The 17,427-nt window shown below is 39.2% G+C and carries 17 protein-coding genes and 1 riboswitch; of the genes, 13 read left to right on the top strand and 4 right to left on the bottom strand.

Annotated elements, in window-relative coordinates:
• Positions 1–5 precede the first annotated feature (5 nt).
• The gene (locus D1B32_RS18530; RefSeq protein ID WP_118890112.1) at positions 6–1,511 is read left to right on the top strand and encodes a class I adenylate-forming enzyme family protein; all 1,506 of its coding nucleotides are present in this window, start codon (positions 6–8) and stop codon (positions 1,509–1,511) included.
• An 88-nt stretch (positions 1,512–1,599) separates the two neighbouring features.
• Here D1B32_RS18530 and D1B32_RS18535 read toward each other — a convergent pair whose 3' ends face one another.
• Complete coding sequence (locus tag D1B32_RS18535) at positions 1,600–2,013, bottom strand: MarR family transcriptional regulator (RefSeq protein ID WP_095312602.1); 414 nt, start codon at positions 2,011–2,013, stop codon at positions 1,600–1,602.
• A 308-nt stretch (positions 2,014–2,321) separates the two neighbouring features.
• Between D1B32_RS18535 and D1B32_RS18540 the strand changes: the two genes are divergently transcribed.
• The gene (locus D1B32_RS18540; protein WP_118890113.1) at positions 2,322–3,368 is read left to right on the top strand and encodes an NADH:flavin oxidoreductase/NADH oxidase; all 1,047 of its coding nucleotides are present in this window, start codon (positions 2,322–2,324) and stop codon (positions 3,366–3,368) included.
• A gap of 172 nt (positions 3,369–3,540) precedes the next feature.
• Here D1B32_RS18540 and D1B32_RS18545 read toward each other — a convergent pair whose 3' ends face one another.
• Genes D1B32_RS18545 through D1B32_RS18555 form a run of 3 tightly spaced genes read right to left on the bottom strand, consistent with a single transcriptional unit; the run spans position 3,541 to position 5,396 of the window.
• Complete coding sequence (locus tag D1B32_RS18545) at positions 3,541–4,230, bottom strand: ABC transporter ATP-binding protein (protein WP_095312608.1); 690 nt, start codon at positions 4,228–4,230, stop codon at positions 3,541–3,543.
• A complete protein-coding gene (locus D1B32_RS18550; protein WP_095312611.1) occupies positions 4,227–4,607 on the bottom strand; it encodes a GntR family transcriptional regulator in 381 nt (126 codons plus the stop codon). The genes D1B32_RS18545 and D1B32_RS18550 overlap by 4 nt, the downstream gene beginning before the upstream one ends.
• Before the next feature lie 3 nt (positions 4,608–4,610).
• A complete protein-coding gene (locus D1B32_RS18555) occupies positions 4,611–5,396 on the bottom strand; it encodes a hypothetical protein (RefSeq protein WP_118890114.1) in 786 nt (261 codons plus the stop codon).
• A 282-nt stretch (positions 5,397–5,678) separates the two neighbouring features.
• A riboswitch (purine riboswitch) is annotated at positions 5,679–5,779 on the top strand.
• Between the two features lie 144 nt (positions 5,780–5,923).
• On the opposite strand from D1B32_RS18555, the gene purE reads away from it, so the two are divergent.
• The 11 genes from purE to purH all read left to right on the top strand — a co-directional run bounded on the left by purE (position 5,924) and on the right by purH (position 17,382).
• Entirely contained in the window at positions 5,924–6,415 is a 492-nt protein-coding gene (gene purE / locus D1B32_RS18560) for a 5-(carboxyamino)imidazole ribonucleotide mutase (RefSeq protein WP_187393179.1), read from the top strand.
• A complete protein-coding gene (gene purK, locus D1B32_RS18565) occupies positions 6,402–7,532 on the top strand; it encodes a 5-(carboxyamino)imidazole ribonucleotide synthase (protein ID WP_118890116.1) in 1,131 nt (376 codons plus the stop codon). The genes purE and purK overlap by 14 nt, the downstream gene beginning before the upstream one ends.
• Positions 7,529–8,845: an adenylosuccinate lyase gene (gene purB / locus D1B32_RS18570; protein WP_118890117.1), complete on the top strand. Its 1,317-nt coding sequence runs from the start codon at positions 7,529–7,531 to the stop codon at positions 8,843–8,845. The genes purK and purB overlap by 4 nt, the downstream gene beginning before the upstream one ends.
• Complete coding sequence (purC, locus tag D1B32_RS18575) at positions 8,835–9,548, top strand: phosphoribosylaminoimidazolesuccinocarboxamide synthase (protein ID WP_095312620.1); 714 nt, start codon at positions 8,835–8,837, stop codon at positions 9,546–9,548. The genes purB and purC overlap by 11 nt, the downstream gene beginning before the upstream one ends.
• Positions 9,545–9,796: a phosphoribosylformylglycinamidine synthase subunit PurS gene (purS, locus tag D1B32_RS18580; protein WP_118890118.1), complete on the top strand. Its 252-nt coding sequence runs from the start codon at positions 9,545–9,547 to the stop codon at positions 9,794–9,796. Before purC ends, purS begins: the two co-directional genes overlap by 4 nt.
• Positions 9,793–10,476: a phosphoribosylformylglycinamidine synthase subunit PurQ gene (gene purQ / locus D1B32_RS18585; RefSeq protein WP_118890119.1), complete on the top strand. Its 684-nt coding sequence runs from the start codon at positions 9,793–9,795 to the stop codon at positions 10,474–10,476. Before purS ends, purQ begins: the two co-directional genes overlap by 4 nt.
• Entirely contained in the window at positions 10,460–12,688 is a 2,229-nt protein-coding gene (purL, locus tag D1B32_RS18590) for a phosphoribosylformylglycinamidine synthase subunit PurL (RefSeq protein ID WP_118890120.1), read from the top strand. Before purQ ends, purL begins: the two co-directional genes overlap by 17 nt.
• Positions 12,664–14,073 carry an amidophosphoribosyltransferase gene (gene purF, locus D1B32_RS18595; RefSeq protein WP_095312628.1) on the top strand — a complete coding sequence of 470 codons (1,410 nt, stop codon included), beginning with the start codon at positions 12,664–12,666 and terminating at the stop codon, positions 14,071–14,073. The genes purL and purF overlap by 25 nt, the downstream gene beginning before the upstream one ends.
• Before the next feature lie 183 nt (positions 14,074–14,256).
• Positions 14,257–15,276, top strand: coding sequence for a phosphoribosylformylglycinamidine cyclo-ligase (gene purM / locus D1B32_RS18600; RefSeq protein ID WP_118890121.1), 1,020 nt, complete (start codon positions 14,257–14,259; stop codon positions 15,274–15,276).
• Positions 15,273–15,839, top strand: coding sequence for a phosphoribosylglycinamide formyltransferase (gene purN / locus D1B32_RS18605; protein WP_118890122.1), 567 nt, complete (start codon positions 15,273–15,275; stop codon positions 15,837–15,839). The genes purM and purN overlap by 4 nt, the downstream gene beginning before the upstream one ends.
• A gap of 10 nt (positions 15,840–15,849) precedes the next feature.
• Positions 15,850–17,382: a bifunctional phosphoribosylaminoimidazolecarboxamide formyltransferase/IMP cyclohydrolase gene (purH, locus tag D1B32_RS18610; RefSeq protein WP_118890123.1), complete on the top strand. Its 1,533-nt coding sequence runs from the start codon at positions 15,850–15,852 to the stop codon at positions 17,380–17,382.
• Positions 17,383–17,427 lie beyond the last annotated feature (45 nt).

A 17,427-nucleotide genomic window follows, 5' to 3' on the forward strand; every position in this document is an offset into this window, starting at 1 on the left:
CGAGGATGCTATATGATATTAATTGGTTTGAGAGCCGTGTTCAGTTAACACCGAAGGATATTGCGATTATTGATTCAGAAACAAAAGAATCATGGACATATGAAGAGTTATATGAGCGTGTAATAAAAGTTTCAAATTTTTTTCATACAAAAGGAGTGCGGAAAGGTGACCGAGTTGCTATCTTAGCTCCTAATCATATTAGTTATTTTGATTTTTTCTTTGCTTCCATGAAAATTGGCGCAATCTTCGTCCCGTTAAACTGGCGAGTCGCAAAAGCTGAATTGCATTATTGTATAAATGATTGTGACCCAAAGGTTATAGGGGTGAATCCAGATTTCAAGGCGAATCTAGATGCTGCTGAAACAAATGGAACGTATATTACTATTGATACGAGTAATTATATCGACGATCTATATTATGAACAAGCTACTTTTGATGGAAATCTGCATGAGGAAGATCCACTAGCAATGATCTATACTGGTGGAACTACCGGATGTCCAAAAGGGGTTGTGTTATCCCATAAATCGATTTTATGGAATGCTTTAAATACAATCGTTAGCTGGGGACTAAGTAAAGAGGATACGACGCTTACTTGTTTACCGATGTTTCACACTGGTGGTCTTAATGTATTGTCCTTACCATTATTATTAAGCGGTGGTAAAGTAGTTCTCCTAGCAAATTTTGATGCAAGTCAAGTAATAGAGGAGTTACTCCAGTATAAATGTACAATTGCTATGTTGGTGCCCACAATGTACCACATGATGATTGAAACAAAAACCTTTAAAACAGCAACATTTCCTGATATGAAGGTGTTTGTGTCTGGCGGAGCGCCATGTCCTTATAAAGTTTATGAGGCATTTTCGAAAAAGGGGATTGCTTTTAAAGAAGGGTATGGGTTGACAGAGGCTGGTCCGAATAATTTCTACATCGATCCCAAGGATGCCATGCATAAATTGGGCTCCGTTGGCAAACCAATGCTTTTTAATGATATTAAAATTATGAAAGATGAAGAAGTTATCACAACTGTTGATGAAGTGGGGGAATTATATATTCGTGGAAGTCATGCCTTTACATACTATTGGAATAGACCTGAAGAAACAAAAACAACGTTGATTGATGGGTGGATCCGAACTGGGGACATTGCAAGACAGGATGCAGATGGCTATTTTTATATCGTCGGGAGAAAGAAAGACATGATTATAACAGGAGGAGAAAACGTTTATCCATTAGAAATAGAGCATTGGCTGGAGGCACATCCTGCTATCGATGAAGCAGCAGTAATTGGATTGCCGGATGAAAAGTGGGGAGAGGCTGTTGTGGCATGTATTGTCACGGAGAAGGTATTGACTGTAGAGGAATTGGAAGACTACTGTAAACAGCAGTTAACACGGTATAAGGTTCCGAAACAGTTTTTCTTCTTAACTGAGTTGCCGAAAACCGATGTTGGTAAAGTAAATAAAAAAACGCTAAAGCTCAAGTATAGCAATCATACCGACAGCACAATTTCATAATTAAAATTGTATGTTATAAAACTAGCTATCCCCGTAAATGGAGTCAATGAACCTTATTTTACGGGGATATATTAAAAGCACTGCAAAACTATTCAATAAGCCTTTTTATGTCATGAATATCTTTTATACTTATTTGAGTTTGTAAACTGTTATTTAACAGTATTAACATCTCTTCAACCTGTAGTTGCCCTTTTTTTAATAAAAGAACATAGACTGATCGTTTATCATTTTCATCTGTTTGACGCTGCACTAAAGACTCACCACGATGCTTTTCCAATCTTGTTACCAACCGAGATAAAGCACTATGACTAAGCCCCACTTTTGGCACCAAATCCAAAAGCTTCATTTTTTTGTTTTCGGATTGGGCAAGAAAATACAAAAGATAAAACTCATTAATCCCTAATTGAAAGTGATCTTGAAGTGTATAATCTATCGCTTTTAAGAGACGATTATGATATTTAGTTAACTTGAGCCACGTATCAAATAATTCATTATCATACATGTTGATATTCCTCTCCGATTTAAATTATTGACTTCATTATATCATATGCTATATTATATGCATGCGCAAACAAATAATAAAGTGTAGATAGGTGGTTAAAGAATCTTTTTATGTTATTTATATGTATGCGCAAGCAAATTAAAGGAGTGATGCATACATAGAGATATTTCAACCTTTTATATTTAAATGTTGGATTCATTAATTACTCTCCATATCTTAGCTAAATAGAACAACTGATGAACACTTTTATTACATTGTAATGAAAAAATAGTTCTAAAAATAATCTTAATCAATAAGGAGTTTTCATAATGAGTAACATGTTTAGTCCCTATTCTATCAAAAACTTAACTATAAAAAATCGTATTGTTATGCCACCGATGTGCCAGTATTCGGTTGATAAAGAAGATGGTGTTCCAAATGATTGGCATTCTGTCCATTACGTTTCAAGAGCTGTTGGGGGAGCCGGATTAATTATCTTGGAAATGACAAGTGTAACCCCCGAGGGACGTATTACAAATCGCGACTTAGGTCTATGGTCAGACGAACAAATTCCACATTATCAACGGCTTGTTAGCCAGATAAAGAAATATGACGCTAAAGTTGGAATTCAAATTGCACATGCGGGTAGAAAAGCAGAAGATGCAAATCAGCCTGTCGGAGCTTCCGAAATTCCAGTTGAGGTTCTGCCAGAGGAGACTATGAACGGTGAACTAAAACAACCGAGAGCTTTAACAACCCAAGAAGTTAAGGAAACCATTCAACAGTTTAAAAAGTCTGCTGAAAGAGCAGTGAAAGCAGGTTTTGATACCATTGAGTTGCATGGAGCACACGGATATCTTTTACATCAATTTATGTCACCGAGCATTAATAACCGTACGGATGAATATGGACAAGACTTAGCCTTATTTGGGGAAGAAGTTGTAAAAGCAGTGAAGAGCGTAATACCTTCTGAAATGCCTTTAATTATGCGTTTATCTGCTATTGAGTATATAGATGGAGGTTATAACTTACCGCATGCTATTAATATGGCGAAACGATTTAAAGCAGCAGGTGTCGATGTATTCCATGTTTCAAGTGGTGGTGAGGGACTTCCTGGGAAGTTAAAACCTAAAAACACACCAGGTTATCAAGTACCTTTTGCACGTGAATTTAAAAATCAATTAGGTCTCCCAGTTATCGCTGTTGGGAAATTAAGTGATCCTGATCTTGCAGAAGCAACGATTTCTAATGGAGATGCTGAACTGATAGCTATTGCACGAGGCATGCTCAATGATCCTTACTGGGCATTACACGCAGAAAAAACATTGACCCGTAAAGTTAATCCACCTTTTCAATATTCAAGAGGAATACGATAAAAAGTTTTCCCTAATTAGTGTTGTCCCCAAAGTTAGATTTGGAATCTACTTTGGGGGCTACCATTGTAAAACTAATCAAAAATATTTATGAACCAGCTTCATGACGAACAAAAAATAGGCAGTTAGAGCCTGCGCACTTTATTTTACAAAATTCTAAAGAGTTTCGTATCTACTACTCATAAACCTCTGTCATCCAATCAACAATGCCCATTTGCTTCTGTTCACGCAGTTCTTCCACATTATGATGTCCAATAATGGAACCGGCTTTAATCGCTACGACTTCATCAAGAATATTTTCAACTTCTCTAATTTCATGTGTCGTGATAAGAACAAGCTGCTTTTCAAGATCAATGAAGGAAATCAGCCCTTTAACAATGGAATTGCGGACCATTGGATCAAGTCCGGAGAATGGTTCATCCATCAAGATGACTGGTACATTCCGTGCTAGAGAGAGTACGATTTTTAGTCGACCGCGGTTTCCCTTTGATAAATGTTTTAATTTATCATTTGGATCCAGCTTCATAAATTTCAAAATTTCATAAGCCTTTTCTTTATCGAAATCCTTAAATTGACTAGATTGGAATTCGATTGATCTTTTCACCGTGAAAAATCGATAATACTCATCGAGCTCTGATAAATAGGATACGGAATCCGCAATTTTACGGGTAACTTTTTCTCCATTCACCCTTACTTCCCCATTTGTTGGGTGATTGAGCCCCGCGATTAGCTTTAGGGTTGTTGATTTGCCACTTCCGTTCTCACCGACTAGACCAATTAATTTCCCCGGCGTCAGCTCTAAATTCACATGGTCTAATGCTTTTTTAGTGCCATATCTTTTTGAGACATTTGTTAATGTAATCATCCCTTTTGCTCTCCCTTCTCATTCAAAAAATCAATTAATCCACGCTCGATTTCCTCGTTCGTATAGCCCATTTCATGCATTCCTTGAAAAAAGGTCGTCATCAATTCTGTTTTCATTTCTTCACGGATGGATTCAAGCACTCCTTCATCTTCTGTTACAAAGGTCCCTTGCCCACGTCTGGATTCTACGATATGCATTGATTCCAACTCCCGATACGTGCGTTGTACTGTATTTGGATTAACACTCACTTCAATTCCTGTCTCCCTAACAGAAGGAAGCTTATCACCTGGGGCCAGTTCCCCTCTTATTATTTGTTTTTTCATTCGTTCCGCAAGCTGCTGGTAAATTGGCTGGGATGAATGGAATATGTCTGCCATAACTTACACCTCAACTTTTTTCTCAATAATCCAGCAAGCAGCAATAAACATAATGACTGCAACAACAATATCACGGACAAAATGCCCGATATAGAAGATAGATGATTCGCTCATTGCTTGTGCTTCAAATGCATTCTCTACATAACCGAACTCAAATCCAACGATAATATCATTGACTTGAATACTTCCCCAATTTGTTAATGTTTGCATAAAGGATAGATCCATCAAAGAACCATAGATCCAGGATATGAATAAGAAGAGAATAAACGTTAGAATGAAGCTGATAAAATCATTCATCCGCTGACTAAAGGTCAGGAAAATGGACCAGAAAAAGAGGAAGAGAGCTGCGATGAAGAATCCTAATGTAAACACAAAGACAGTAATTGATCCTAACAAATTAAATATTGTTTCCTGATTAAAAAAATCGAAAGTATGAAGGAAAAATTGTGTTGAACCGATAATGAATACGGCAAAAGTAAATACCATAAAAGTGATTCCTGTAACTACTTTTGAAGAAAGCAATCCTGCTATCGACATCGGCGTGTGCAGCCATAAGTGTAATCTCTTTCTTTCAGCGCTCAAGCTGTAATATAAATAAAACGGTAGAAAAAAGATGTGAAGTATTACCACGAATCCCAATGCCACTGATAGCAAGCCTTCTGTGTAACCTGCATAATTACCAGTAAAATATCCACCACTCAAAATACCCAAATATAGTATCAAAGCAATGAGAAAAGCTGGTAAACCAAGCTGGAATTCTTTCTTTGTTAACGACAACCATGCATTCATTTTTCATCCTCCTATAACAATGTATTAGTGTACTATTTAAATAGTACACTAATACATTGTTAGTTGTCAATAATATTCAGAAACAAATTTAAAATAGGACTGCATTTAGAAAAGTGGGTTATTTTGCCGAAATGCTCATTATAAATCAATCTAATTATTACACTGTATAAATTTAAGCAAATTACAACATCTATATCAGTAAAATCCGTACGTTAATTAAATATGGCAAAACATCGTATGAAATTCAGTTGATTTTTTAGTTTTGTTTTGTTATGCTTAATCCGACAAATAAATAGAGTTCCTCATATATTTACTGAGAATATGGCTCAGAAGTTTCTACCCAGCACCGTAAATGCTGGACTATGAGGGAAGGTGAATCGTTGTGTAAGAACAATGAAAAGTTTTCACTTGATCGAAGGATTGAAAAGTCTATTCATCTTCTCTCATTTTGAGGGAGACGAATAGACTTTTTTAATTGATTATTTTTTGATGTTTCAACATGACTTCATGATAGAAAGAGGGATTTGATGACTCAGGTAGGCGTAATTATGGGAAGTATCTCAGATTGGGACACGATGGTACATGCGTGTAACATTCTTGAATTATTAAATGTCCCATATGAAAAGGATGTTATTTCTGCGCATCGTACACCGGATGAAATGTTTACGTATGCTAAAACAGCACGTGAACGTGGTTTGAAGGTGATTATTGCAGGGGCTGGGGGAGCTGCTCATCTACCAGGGATGGTTGCGTCCCAAACGACATTGCCAGTCATTGGTGTTCCCGTTCAAAGCAAGGCATTGAATGGACTTGATTCTTTATTGTCGATTGTACAAATGCCTGGTGGTGTGCCAACTGCTACTGTTGCAATAGGGAAGGCCGGGGCAACAAATGCAGGTATTCTTGCTGCGCAAATTATAAGTACATTCGATGAAGAGATTGTTAAAAATCTAGAAAACTATCGTGAAACAATGAGAAAGAATGTATCGGAAATGAGGGAAGATCTTGGAGAAAAATAAAACCATACTTCCACCACATACAATTGGAATCATCGGTGGTGGACAACTAGGAAGAATGATGGCAATCGCTGCTAGATATATGGGATATAAGGTTGCAGTGCTTGATCCTACGCCTAACTGTCCAACTGCCCAAGTGGCTGATATTCAGATCACTGCCGCTTATGATGATATGAACGCAATTAAAGAATTAACGGAAATTAGTGATGTTATCACGTATGAATTCGAAAATGTTGATTTGACAGCGGCTGCTTATATTGAAAAGCAAGGAAAGCTACCACAAGGTACCTATGCACTTGAAGTTACACAGAACCGTGAAAAAGAAAAAAACGTAATCCAGGAAATGAACTTACCAATTCCCGACTTCGCAATTGTAAAAAATGCAGAAGAATGTAGAAATGCATTACACACATTTACGTTTCCAGCAGTGATTAAAACATGTCGTGGCGGTTATGACGGCAAAGGACAAATTAAAATAAATTCGATTGAAGACACAGACCGAGCAGCACAATTTGCAGAGGAAAACGGCTATTGCATTATTGAACAATGGATAACGTTTGATAAAGAAATTTCTGTTGTGTTCTCAAGGTCTCACGAAGGAAAAATTACAATTTTCCCAATTGCAGAGAATAAGCATCGTGACCATATTTTGTATCAAACAACTGTTCCAGCAAAAATTAGTTCCACTGTTGAAAATAAAGCGTATGAAGCAACGAAAATCCTTGCAGAGAAAATGAATATTGTTGGCACATTTGCAATTGAAATGTTTGTACAAGGTGATGACATTTTCTTAAATGAAATGGCGCCAAGACCACATAATTCTGGACATTATACGATAGAAGCTTGTAATGTATCTCAATTTACCCAGCATATTCGCGCTATTTGCGGGCTTCCATTAGTAGAGGTTCAATTACTGAACGAAGCAGTAATGATCAATATTTTAGGCGAGGATATGGACGGCGTATTCAAGGCATTGCCACAGGCAGAGAACGGTTTTGTTCATTTATATGGCAAATCCGAGCCAAAAGAAAAGCGAAAAATGGGACATATCACATTTATTGCAGCTAACGAAGAAACGTTACAGAAACAGATCGAACATTTCAAGGGGGCAATGGCATGATCGAACGCTATACAAGAGAAGAAATGGGAAATATTTGGACGGAAGAGAATAAATTTAAAGCTTGGCTTGAAGTGGAGATTCTTGCATGTGAAGCATGGAGTGAGTTGGGTGTTATTCCAGCTGATGATGTAAAAAAAATACGAGCGCACGCTTCTTTTGATATCAATCGAATCTACGAAATAGAACAGGAGACACGTCATGACGTTGTTGCCTTCACACGGGGAGTATCGGAGACACTTGGAGAAGAACGGAAATGGGTCCATTATGGACTAACCTCAACAGATGTTGTCGATACGGCATTAAGTTACTTAATTAAGCAAGCGAATGAAATTATTCGCAAAGATTTACATCGTTTTATTGATATTTTGAAAAACAAAGCGATTGAACATAAGCATACGGTGATGATGGGACGAACGCATGGTGTCCATGCAGAACCGACTACTTTCGGGTTAAAGCTTGCCCTCTGGTATGAAGAAATGAAACGTAATCTGGAGCGATTTGAGTTGGCTGCGAAAAATATCGAATTTGGTAAATTGTCTGGAGCGGTAGGGACATATGCCAATATTGATCCGTTTGTTGAAACCTATGTATGTGAAAAGCTTGGAATCACGCCTGCACCAGTGTCTACGCAGACCTTACAGCGTGATCGCCATGCTGGATATATTTCTGCAATAGCGTTAATTGCTACATCAATTGAAAAGTTTGCTACGGAAATTCGCAGTTTGCAAAAAACAGAAACCCGTGAAGTAGAAGAACGGTTTGCTAAAGGGCAGAAGGGTTCCTCTGCTATGCCGCATAAGCGTAATCCAATCGGGTCAGAAAATATGACCGGAATGGCACGTGTGATCCGTGGTTATATGATGACTGCATATGAGAATGTAGCCCTATGGCATGAACGTGATATTTCCCATTCTTCCGCAGAACGTGTCATTCTGCCAGATGCCACAATCGCACTGAATTATATGTTAAATCGCTTTGCGACCATCGTGAAGAATTTAACCGTATTTCCGGAGAATATGAAACGAAATATCGATAAAACACATGGTGTTATTTTTTCACAGCGTGTCTTGTTGAAATTAATTGATAAAGGGATGGCACGTGAAGCAGCCTATGATATCGTTCAGCCAAAGGCAATGCAAGCTTGGGAAACAGAAACACCTTTCAAGCAGCTTGTGGAATCAGACGAAGAAATTACAGCTAAATTAACGCAGGAAGAAATAGAGGATTGTTTTAATTACACCTATCATTTGAAAAATGTTGATGTCATTTTTGAGCGAATTGGATTATCAAGAGGTGTACAGGATGAAGGCTGATCTTGTGTATGAAGGAAAAGCGAAAAAGGTATATCAGGCAGAAGGAAGACCTGGAGAACTTGTTCTTTCCTATAAAAATGATGCAACAGCATTTAATGGAAAGAAGAAGGAATCCTTTGAAGGAAAAGGAGAATTGAATAATTCTATCTCAACCTTAATCTTTCAGAAGCTTCATAAAAGTGGAATTGAAACTCATTTTATAGAGAAGTTGAATGATACCGAACAGCTTGTGGTTCAAACGGAAATCATTCCATTAGAGGTCGTTGTTCGCAACATAGCCTCCGGTAGTATTGCGAAGCGTTTAGGGATTGAAGAGAAGACAATTTTTGAAAAACCAATCATCGAATTTTACTATAAAGACGATGCACTAGGGGATCCGCTGATTAATGATGAGCATGCATTATACGTAACAACGATTACAGAAGCAGAGATTAGTGAAGTGAAACAAAAAGCATTACAGATTAATCACCAATTATTGGAGCTTTTTCAATCGATCGGGATTACATTAGTTGATTTCAAATTAGAATTTGGAAGAAAAGCGTGTGGCGATATTGTTTTAGCGGATGAAATCTCGCCAGATACATGCCGCTTATGGGATAGAGCGACTGGAGAGAAGTTGGATAAGGATGTTTTTCGTCAAGGAAACGGAGATTTAATTGAAGTTTACAATGAAATATTACAACGGCTGGAGGCTAAAGCATGAAGAAGGTAACTGTCTATATTACATTAAAACAAGGTGTTCTGGATCCACAAGGAAAAGCAATTCAGGAATCATTAAATTCTTTAGGTTATAAGGAAGTAGAAGAAGCTCGTGTTGGGAAATTTATTGAATTACAAGTAGAAGAAGGACCCGATTTAACGGAACGTGTTACGGTAATGTGTGACAAGTTACTAGCTAATCCAGTAATCGAGGAATATCGTTTCGATGTGGAGGAGGCTGAAGCACTGTGAAATTTGCAGTAATTGTTTTTCCTGGATCTAACTGTGATCGTGATATGTATCATGCTGTTAAAGACGTTTTAAAGACAGAAGCTGACCTTGTATGGTATGAAGGCAGCAATTTAGAGAACTATGATGGAATATTGCTGCCAGGCGGTTTTTCTTATGGTGATTATTTACGCTGTGGAGCAGTTGCTTCCACTTCCGATATCATGAAGCAAATTAAAGTACATGCTGCAAAAGGAAAGCCAGTGCTCGGTGTATGTAATGGATTCCAGATTCTAACGGAAGCTGGTCTGTTGCCTGGTGCATTGCTGCGTAATGAGAAACTTTCGTTTATGTGCCATCAGGAACCACTTGTTGTGGAAAATAACGAAACTATCTTTACTGCTGCATATGACAAAGGAGAAGTTGTACATTTTCCAATTGCTCATGGAGAAGGTAACTATTTCTGTGATGAGGAGACGTTAAAAGAGCTTAAAGCGAATAACCAAATTGTTTTTACCTATCAAAACAATCCGAATGGATCGGTTGAAGATATTGCTGGGATTATGAATAAACAAGGAAATGTACTTGGAATGATGCCACATCCAGAGCGTGCTGTGGAACAGTTACTCGGCAGTGATGACGGGTTACGACTATTCCAGTCTATGATTCAGAATTGGAGGGACATGTATGCTGCAAACGCATGATATAAGTCCAGAGCAAATTGAACGTGATAAATTGTATCGTGAAATGGGTTTAAGTGATCAGGAATTTGAAATGATAAAGGATATTCTGAAGAGACTTCCTAACTTTACAGAGACTGGAATCTTCTCCGTCATGTGGTCAGAGCATTGTAGTTATAAAACATCCAAACCACTTCTTCGTAAATTTCCAACAAAGGCATCACATGTGCTGCAAGGGCCTGGAGAAGGAGCTGGAATTATTGATATCGGTGATAACCAGGCAGTTGTGTTTAAAATTGAAAGTCATAACCACCCATCTGCAGTAGAACCGTATCAAGGAGCCGCAACTGGTGTTGGGGGAATTATTCGTGATGTGTTTTCTATGGGTGCACGTCCAATTGCATCGATGAATTCATTGCGCTTTGGAAACTTAAATACCGATCGAACGAAATATCTCTTCTCAGAAGTTGTGAACGGGATTGCTGGCTATGGGAACTGTGTTGGTGTTCCTACCGTCGGAGGAGAAGTTCAATTTGATGACAGCTATGAGGATAACCCACTTGTAAATGCAATGTGTATTGGGTTAATCAACCATGATGAAATTCAAAAAGGGATTGCAGCTGGAGTTGGGAATACCATTCTTTATGCAGGTCCTCCAACTGGACGCGATGGAATTCATGGGGCAACCTTTGCATCTGATGATTTAGGGGAAGATGCAGCCAAGGATCGTCCTGCCGTTCAGGTTGGTGATCCATTTATGGAGAAGCTTCTGATTGAAGCGTGTTTAGAAGTCATTCATTCCGATGCATTAGTAGGAATGCAGGACATGGGTGCTGCTGGTCTTACGTCGTCTGCAAGTGAAATGGCTAGTAAAGCAGGAACAGGACTTGAAATGAACTTGGATCTTGTACCACAACGAGAACAACATATGACAGCTTATGAAATGATGCTCTCGGAATCGCAAGAGCGAATGCTTCTATGTGTGAAAAAAGGGCGCGAACAGGAAATCATTGATATTTTTGAGAAATACGGATTAAAAGCAGTTCCTGTTGGTGAAGTAATCGAAGAAAAAGTATTCCGTATTAAGCATCACGGGGAAGTTGTGGCAGATATTCCTGTAGACTCACTAGCGGATGATGCACCAGTGTTTCATATGCCATCAAAAGAAGCAGCTTATTATAAAGAATTTCAGAAAATAGAAAATACGGCCCCGTTTGTAAATGATCATGCGGAAATACTAAAGCAATTATTACAGCAACCTACAATCGCTAGTAAGGAATGGGTCTATGATCAATACGACTCAATGGTACAGACAAATACAGTCGTAACACCAGGTTCTGATTCGGCAGTTGTTCGGATTAAAGGAACAGATAAAGCATTGGCGATTACAACGGATTGTAATTCGCGTTATATTTATTTGGATCCTGAAACAGGTGGGAAAATTGCTGTAGCAGAAGCGACGCGTAATATTGTTTGTTCTGGTGCAAAACCACTTGGCTTAACCGACGGATTGAACTTTGGAAATCCAACAAATCCAGAAGTGTTTTGGCAAATGGAAAAAGCAGTAGAAGGAATGAGTGAGGCTTGTGAAGTCTTAGAAGCTCCTGTAATCAGTGGAAATGTGTCCTTATACAATCAGTCAAAAGGTAAATCTATTTATCCAACACCAATTGTTGGAATGGTTGGACTTCATGAGTCATTGGAGCATATTACACCAAGCTTCTTCCAAAAAGCAGGGGACGCTATCTATTTAATTGGTCATACAAAAATTGAATTTGGTGGAAGTGAGCTGCAAAATCTACTTGACGGAGAATATAAAGGGAAAGCACCTGCCATCGATTTAGAAGTGGAAGCAACAAGGCAGAAGCATTTGTTAGAAGCAATTCAAAGCGGATTAATTGTATCTGCGCATGACCTTGCTGAAGGCGGGCTTGCGGTTGCTTTGGCGGAAAGTGTATTTGCTGGAAAAGGACTAGGTGCAGACGTACACCTGAGCGGAGAAGCTACCGTTGAGCTATTTAGTGAAACCCAGTCAAGATTCATAGTTACAGTAAAGGCTGAGGATCAAGCGCGCTTTGAGAAAGAAGTAAAAGACGCTAAGCAAATCGGTGTTGTAACCGATGATCAAACATTAAGCATAACTGTCAATGAAGCAGCAGTTATCCAGGAAAATGTTAACCAACTAGAGAAACTATGGAGGGAAGCGATCCCATGCTTGCTGAAATCAAAGGCATAAACGAAGAATGCGGTGTGTTTGGAATTTGGGGACATGACAAGGCGGCTGAACTTACCTACTATGGGCTTCATTCTATGCAGCATCGTGGGCAGGAAGGAGCAGGAATTGTTGTTAGTGATGGCAAGGAATTAACAGCACATAAAGGGCTCGGTTTGGTTAATGATGTTTTTAAAAAGGCAAAATTTGAAGAGCTTGCTGGCAGGAATGCAGTTGGGCATGTACGATACACTACCCAAGGCGGGAAAGTAATCGAAAATGTCCAGCCCCTTCTTTTCCGTACACAAACAGGCAGTATGGCCCTTGCGCATAATGGGAATATCATGAATGCTCACCAACTGCGCGGGGAGCTTGAAGATGAAGGAAGTATTCTACAGACATCATCTGACACGGAAGTACTTGCACACTTGATTCGAAGAGGAGGACAGCGAACAAATGAAACCTCCATATCAACTGCTCTCAACCAAGTTGTTGGAGCATATGCATATTTAATCTTAAAAGAGGATCGTATGTATGCAGCCCTTGATCCCGCTGGAATTCGTCCACTTTCCATTGGCAAGCTTGGCGATGCATATGTTGTTGCATCAGAGACATGTGCATTTGACCAAATCGGTGCAACCTTTGAACGGGAAGTTTTACCAGGAGAACTTGTAACGATTAGTGATGATGGCATAGAGATTAGGCGATTCGCTCCTCGCGGTGGCCGTAAATTGTGTGCAATGGAGTATGTCTATTTATCAAGACCGGACAGTGATCTGAATCATGTAAATGTCCATGCATCACGAAAACAAATGGGTGTGGAACTTGCAAAAGAAGCGCCAGTAGATGCAGATATGGTTATTGGAGTTCCTGATTCCAGTATTTCTGCTGCAATCGGCTACGCAGAAGAAAGTGGCCTTCCATACGAAATGGGAATTTTAAAAAATCGCTATGTTGGAAGAACATTTATCCAGCCTTCACAAGAGTTACGGGAGCAAGGTGTTAAAATGAAACTCTCTCCTGTTCGTGGCATCGTGGAAGGCAAACGGATTGTGATGATTGATGATTCCATTGTGCGTGGTACAACGAGCAAGCGAATTGTGAAAATGTTAAAGCAAGCCGGTGCAAAAGAGGTCCATGTTCGGATTGCATCACCATCCATTCAGCATCCCTGCTATTATGGAATTGATATGTCGACGAGAAAAGAACTTATAGCTGCTAATAATAGCCCAGAGGAGATCTGTGAAATAATTGGTGCTGACAGTATTGCTTATTTATCAGAGAGAGGTCTCGAACAAGCAATTGTCAAGGACAAAACGATTAACCAAGGAGTTTGTATGGCATGCATGACAGGGCGATATCCAGTGATGGAAAATGGAGAAACTGAAATAAATTATACAAAGTGCTAACAGCACGTTTTGACCAATAAGCTATAACCGAGGCGAAGACACGTGGACACCGTAGCTGGAAAATTGATCGTTGCTAATGATTGAGCATTTCGATTTAAATGTGGTGACTGTGTTTGAAAACACATATACGTGGCTGGTCAAAATTGCCAAAATCTAATCCAACATTAAAGGAGATATTCATTCATGTCAGAAGTATATAAACAAGCTGGAGTAGACGTGGAAAAAGGCTATGAAGCTGTGGAAAGAATGAAAAAGCATATTGCAAAAACGACACGCCCAGAAGTAATGGGGGGGATTGGCTCATTTGCAGGACTATTCGATCTTTCCAGTTTTACTTATAAAGAACCAGTGATGGTATCAGGTACCGATGGTGTTGGTACAAAATTGAAACTTGCCTTCGAATTAAATAAGCACGATTCAGTTGGAATTGACCTTGTTGCGATGTGTGCCAATGATATTGTTGCGCAAGGTGCACAACCTTTGTTTTTCCTGGATTATATTGCTTGTGGAAAAAATGACCCTGCAATGATTGAACAAATTGTTGCCGGAATCTCTAATGGTTGTGTTACTGCAGGAGCTGCATTAGTTGGCGGAGAAACAGCAGAAATGCCTGGGATGTACGAAGAAAATGAGTATGACCTCGCAGGCTTTGTTGTAGGAATCGCCGAAAAAACAAAATTGATTACAGGTGAGGCAATTAAAGCTGGGGATATTGTTATTGGCTTAGCCTCCAATGGTATTCACTCCAATGGCTACTCACTTGTACGGAAAATCATTGAGCAGCTTGATTTAAACTCAACATACCACGGGCTGTCAGCAAGTCTTGGAGAAACGGTAATGACACCTACGAAGATTTATGCGAAACCTGTAGCCGCAGTATTAAAGGAAGTGACGGTAAAGGGTATTTCACATATTACTGGTGGTGGATTCTATGAAAACTTCCCACGAATGATGCCAAAAGGGCTGGGTGTGGAACTAGATAAGAAAAGCTGGAACGTACCGGAGATTTTCACCTTCTTACAAGAAAAAGGAAGCATCTCAGAAAAAGAAATGTATGGTGTCTTTAACATGGGGATCGGTATGGCACTTGTCGTTGATGAAGCAAATGTTAACCGCACACTTACGATTTTAAAAGAAGCTGGTGAGGAAGCCACTGTTATTGGAAGTGTAACCACTACTGAGGGAGTGCAATTTCAATCATGAGCAAGATAAAAGCAGCAATTTTTGCCTCTGGTACAGGAAGTAACTTCGAGGCAATCATGGAAACAGAGCAGCTCGTATGTGATATTGCATTGCTCGTTTGTGACAAAGCTAATGCGGGTGTCATCGTCAAGGCAGAAAAATATGGTCTTCCTACATTCGTATTTGATGCAAAACAATTTCCTGACAAGGCAGCCTATGAAAAAGCTATCATTGACAGATTGGAAGAATCCGAGATCTCTTGGGTTTTTCTTGCGGGCTACATGCGGATTGCAGGAGCAACATTACTAGATCACTATGAAGGTAGGATCGTAAATATTCACCCATCGTTATTACCATCGTTTCCTGGGATTGATGCCATAGGGCAGGCATTTCGTGCTGGAGTGAAAACAACTGGAGTTACGGTTCATTTTATTGATGAAGGAATCGATACGGGTCCAATCATTGCACAAGAAAAGGTAGCTATTCTTCAAGATGATACAGAGGAAACATTAAAGAAACGAATCCAAAACGTGGAGCATCAATTATATCCAAAAGTAATTAATCAACTTTTACAAACAAAGTGAGGTATTCGTAATGAGCAAGAGAGCGCTAATCAGTGTTTCAGATAAAAGTAATCTTACAGCATTTGCAAAAGGCCTTATTGAAGCGGGATATGAAATTATTTCAACAGGTGGTACACTAAGCACCCTTGTAAATGGTGGGATTGAGGCGAAGCCAGTTGATGATGTAACAGGTTTCCCGGAAATTATGGATGGTCGTGTGAAAACATTGCACCCACTCGTTCATGGTGGCTTACTAGCAAAACGTTCCAATCCAGATCACATGAAGCAAATGGAAGAAAACAATATTTCACCAATTGACATGGTTGTTGTTAATTTATATCCATTTAAACAAACCATAGAAAAACAAGGTGTTTCCAATGAGGAAATTATCGAAAATATCGATATAGGTGGACCAACCATGCTTCGTTCTGCTGCAAAGAACTTTGAAGACGTTGCAGTAGTTGTTGATCCTGCTGATTATGATAAAGTACTGCAAGCACTCCAGTCTGACCAGCTAGATGCAGAAATTCGTAAACAATTAGCTGCAAAGGTATTCCGTCATACAGCGAACTATGACGCTATGATTGCAAACTATTTTATGACAGAAACAAATGAAGAATTTCCAGAAACCTATACCATTACATATGAAAAAGTCCAAGATTTACGTTACGGAGAAAACCCGCATCAGCAGGCAGCTTTTTACCGAAACCCAATAAATAAAAGCACGAGCCTTGCGACAGCTAAACAGTTACATGGCAAGGAATTATCCTACAATAATATCCAAGACGCTAATGCTGCACTTGAAATATTAGCGGAATATAATGAACCAGCGGCAGTGGCAGTGAAGCATATGAATCCTTGTGGAATTGGTGTTGCTGAAACAATTGAAGGAGCATTCAGCCGTGCTTATGATGCAGATCCGATTTCTATTTTTGGTGGTATTGTTGCTTGTAATCGGGAAATCGACTATGCTACCGCAGTGAAGCTCAGTGAAATATTCCTTGAAATTGTTATTGCACCTGGGTTTAATGCAGATGCAATGGAAATTTTGACAAGGAAGAAAAATATCCGCTTGCTAGAATTAGAACTAACAAACGAGTCAACTGCAATGAAAAAACTAACAACAGTTAGTGGTGGTGTCTTGATTCAAAATAGCGATAACGGAAACATCTCTATCGATGATTTAAAGGTTGTAACGAAACGTCAGCCCTCAGAAGAAGAACTGGATAACCTATTGTTTGCATGGAAAGCTGTAAAGCATGTGAAATCTAATGCAATCTTACTTGCTAAGGATAACCAGACAATTGGTGTTGGTGCAGGGCAGATGAATCGGATTGGTGCAGCAAACATTGCGATCGAACAAGCTGGTACTAAAGCGGAAGGATCTGTGATGGCATCTGATGCATTTTTCCCAATGCCTGATACAGTCCAAGCGGCAGTAAAAGCTGGAATTACAGCAATCATCCAGCCAGGCGGTTCAAAACGTGACCAGGATTCCATTGATGTTTGTGATGAACATGGCATCACAATGGTCTATACAGGGATGCGTCACTTTAAACATTAAACACTAAAGTCACCAGATCAAGGAAGGCTGTTCCAACGGTTCTGG

It is taken from the genome of Oceanobacillus profundus, assembly GCF_003515705.1.
In the GTDB taxonomy this organism is placed as follows: domain Bacteria; phylum Bacillota; class Bacilli; order Bacillales; family Amphibacillaceae; genus Oceanobacillus; species Oceanobacillus profundus.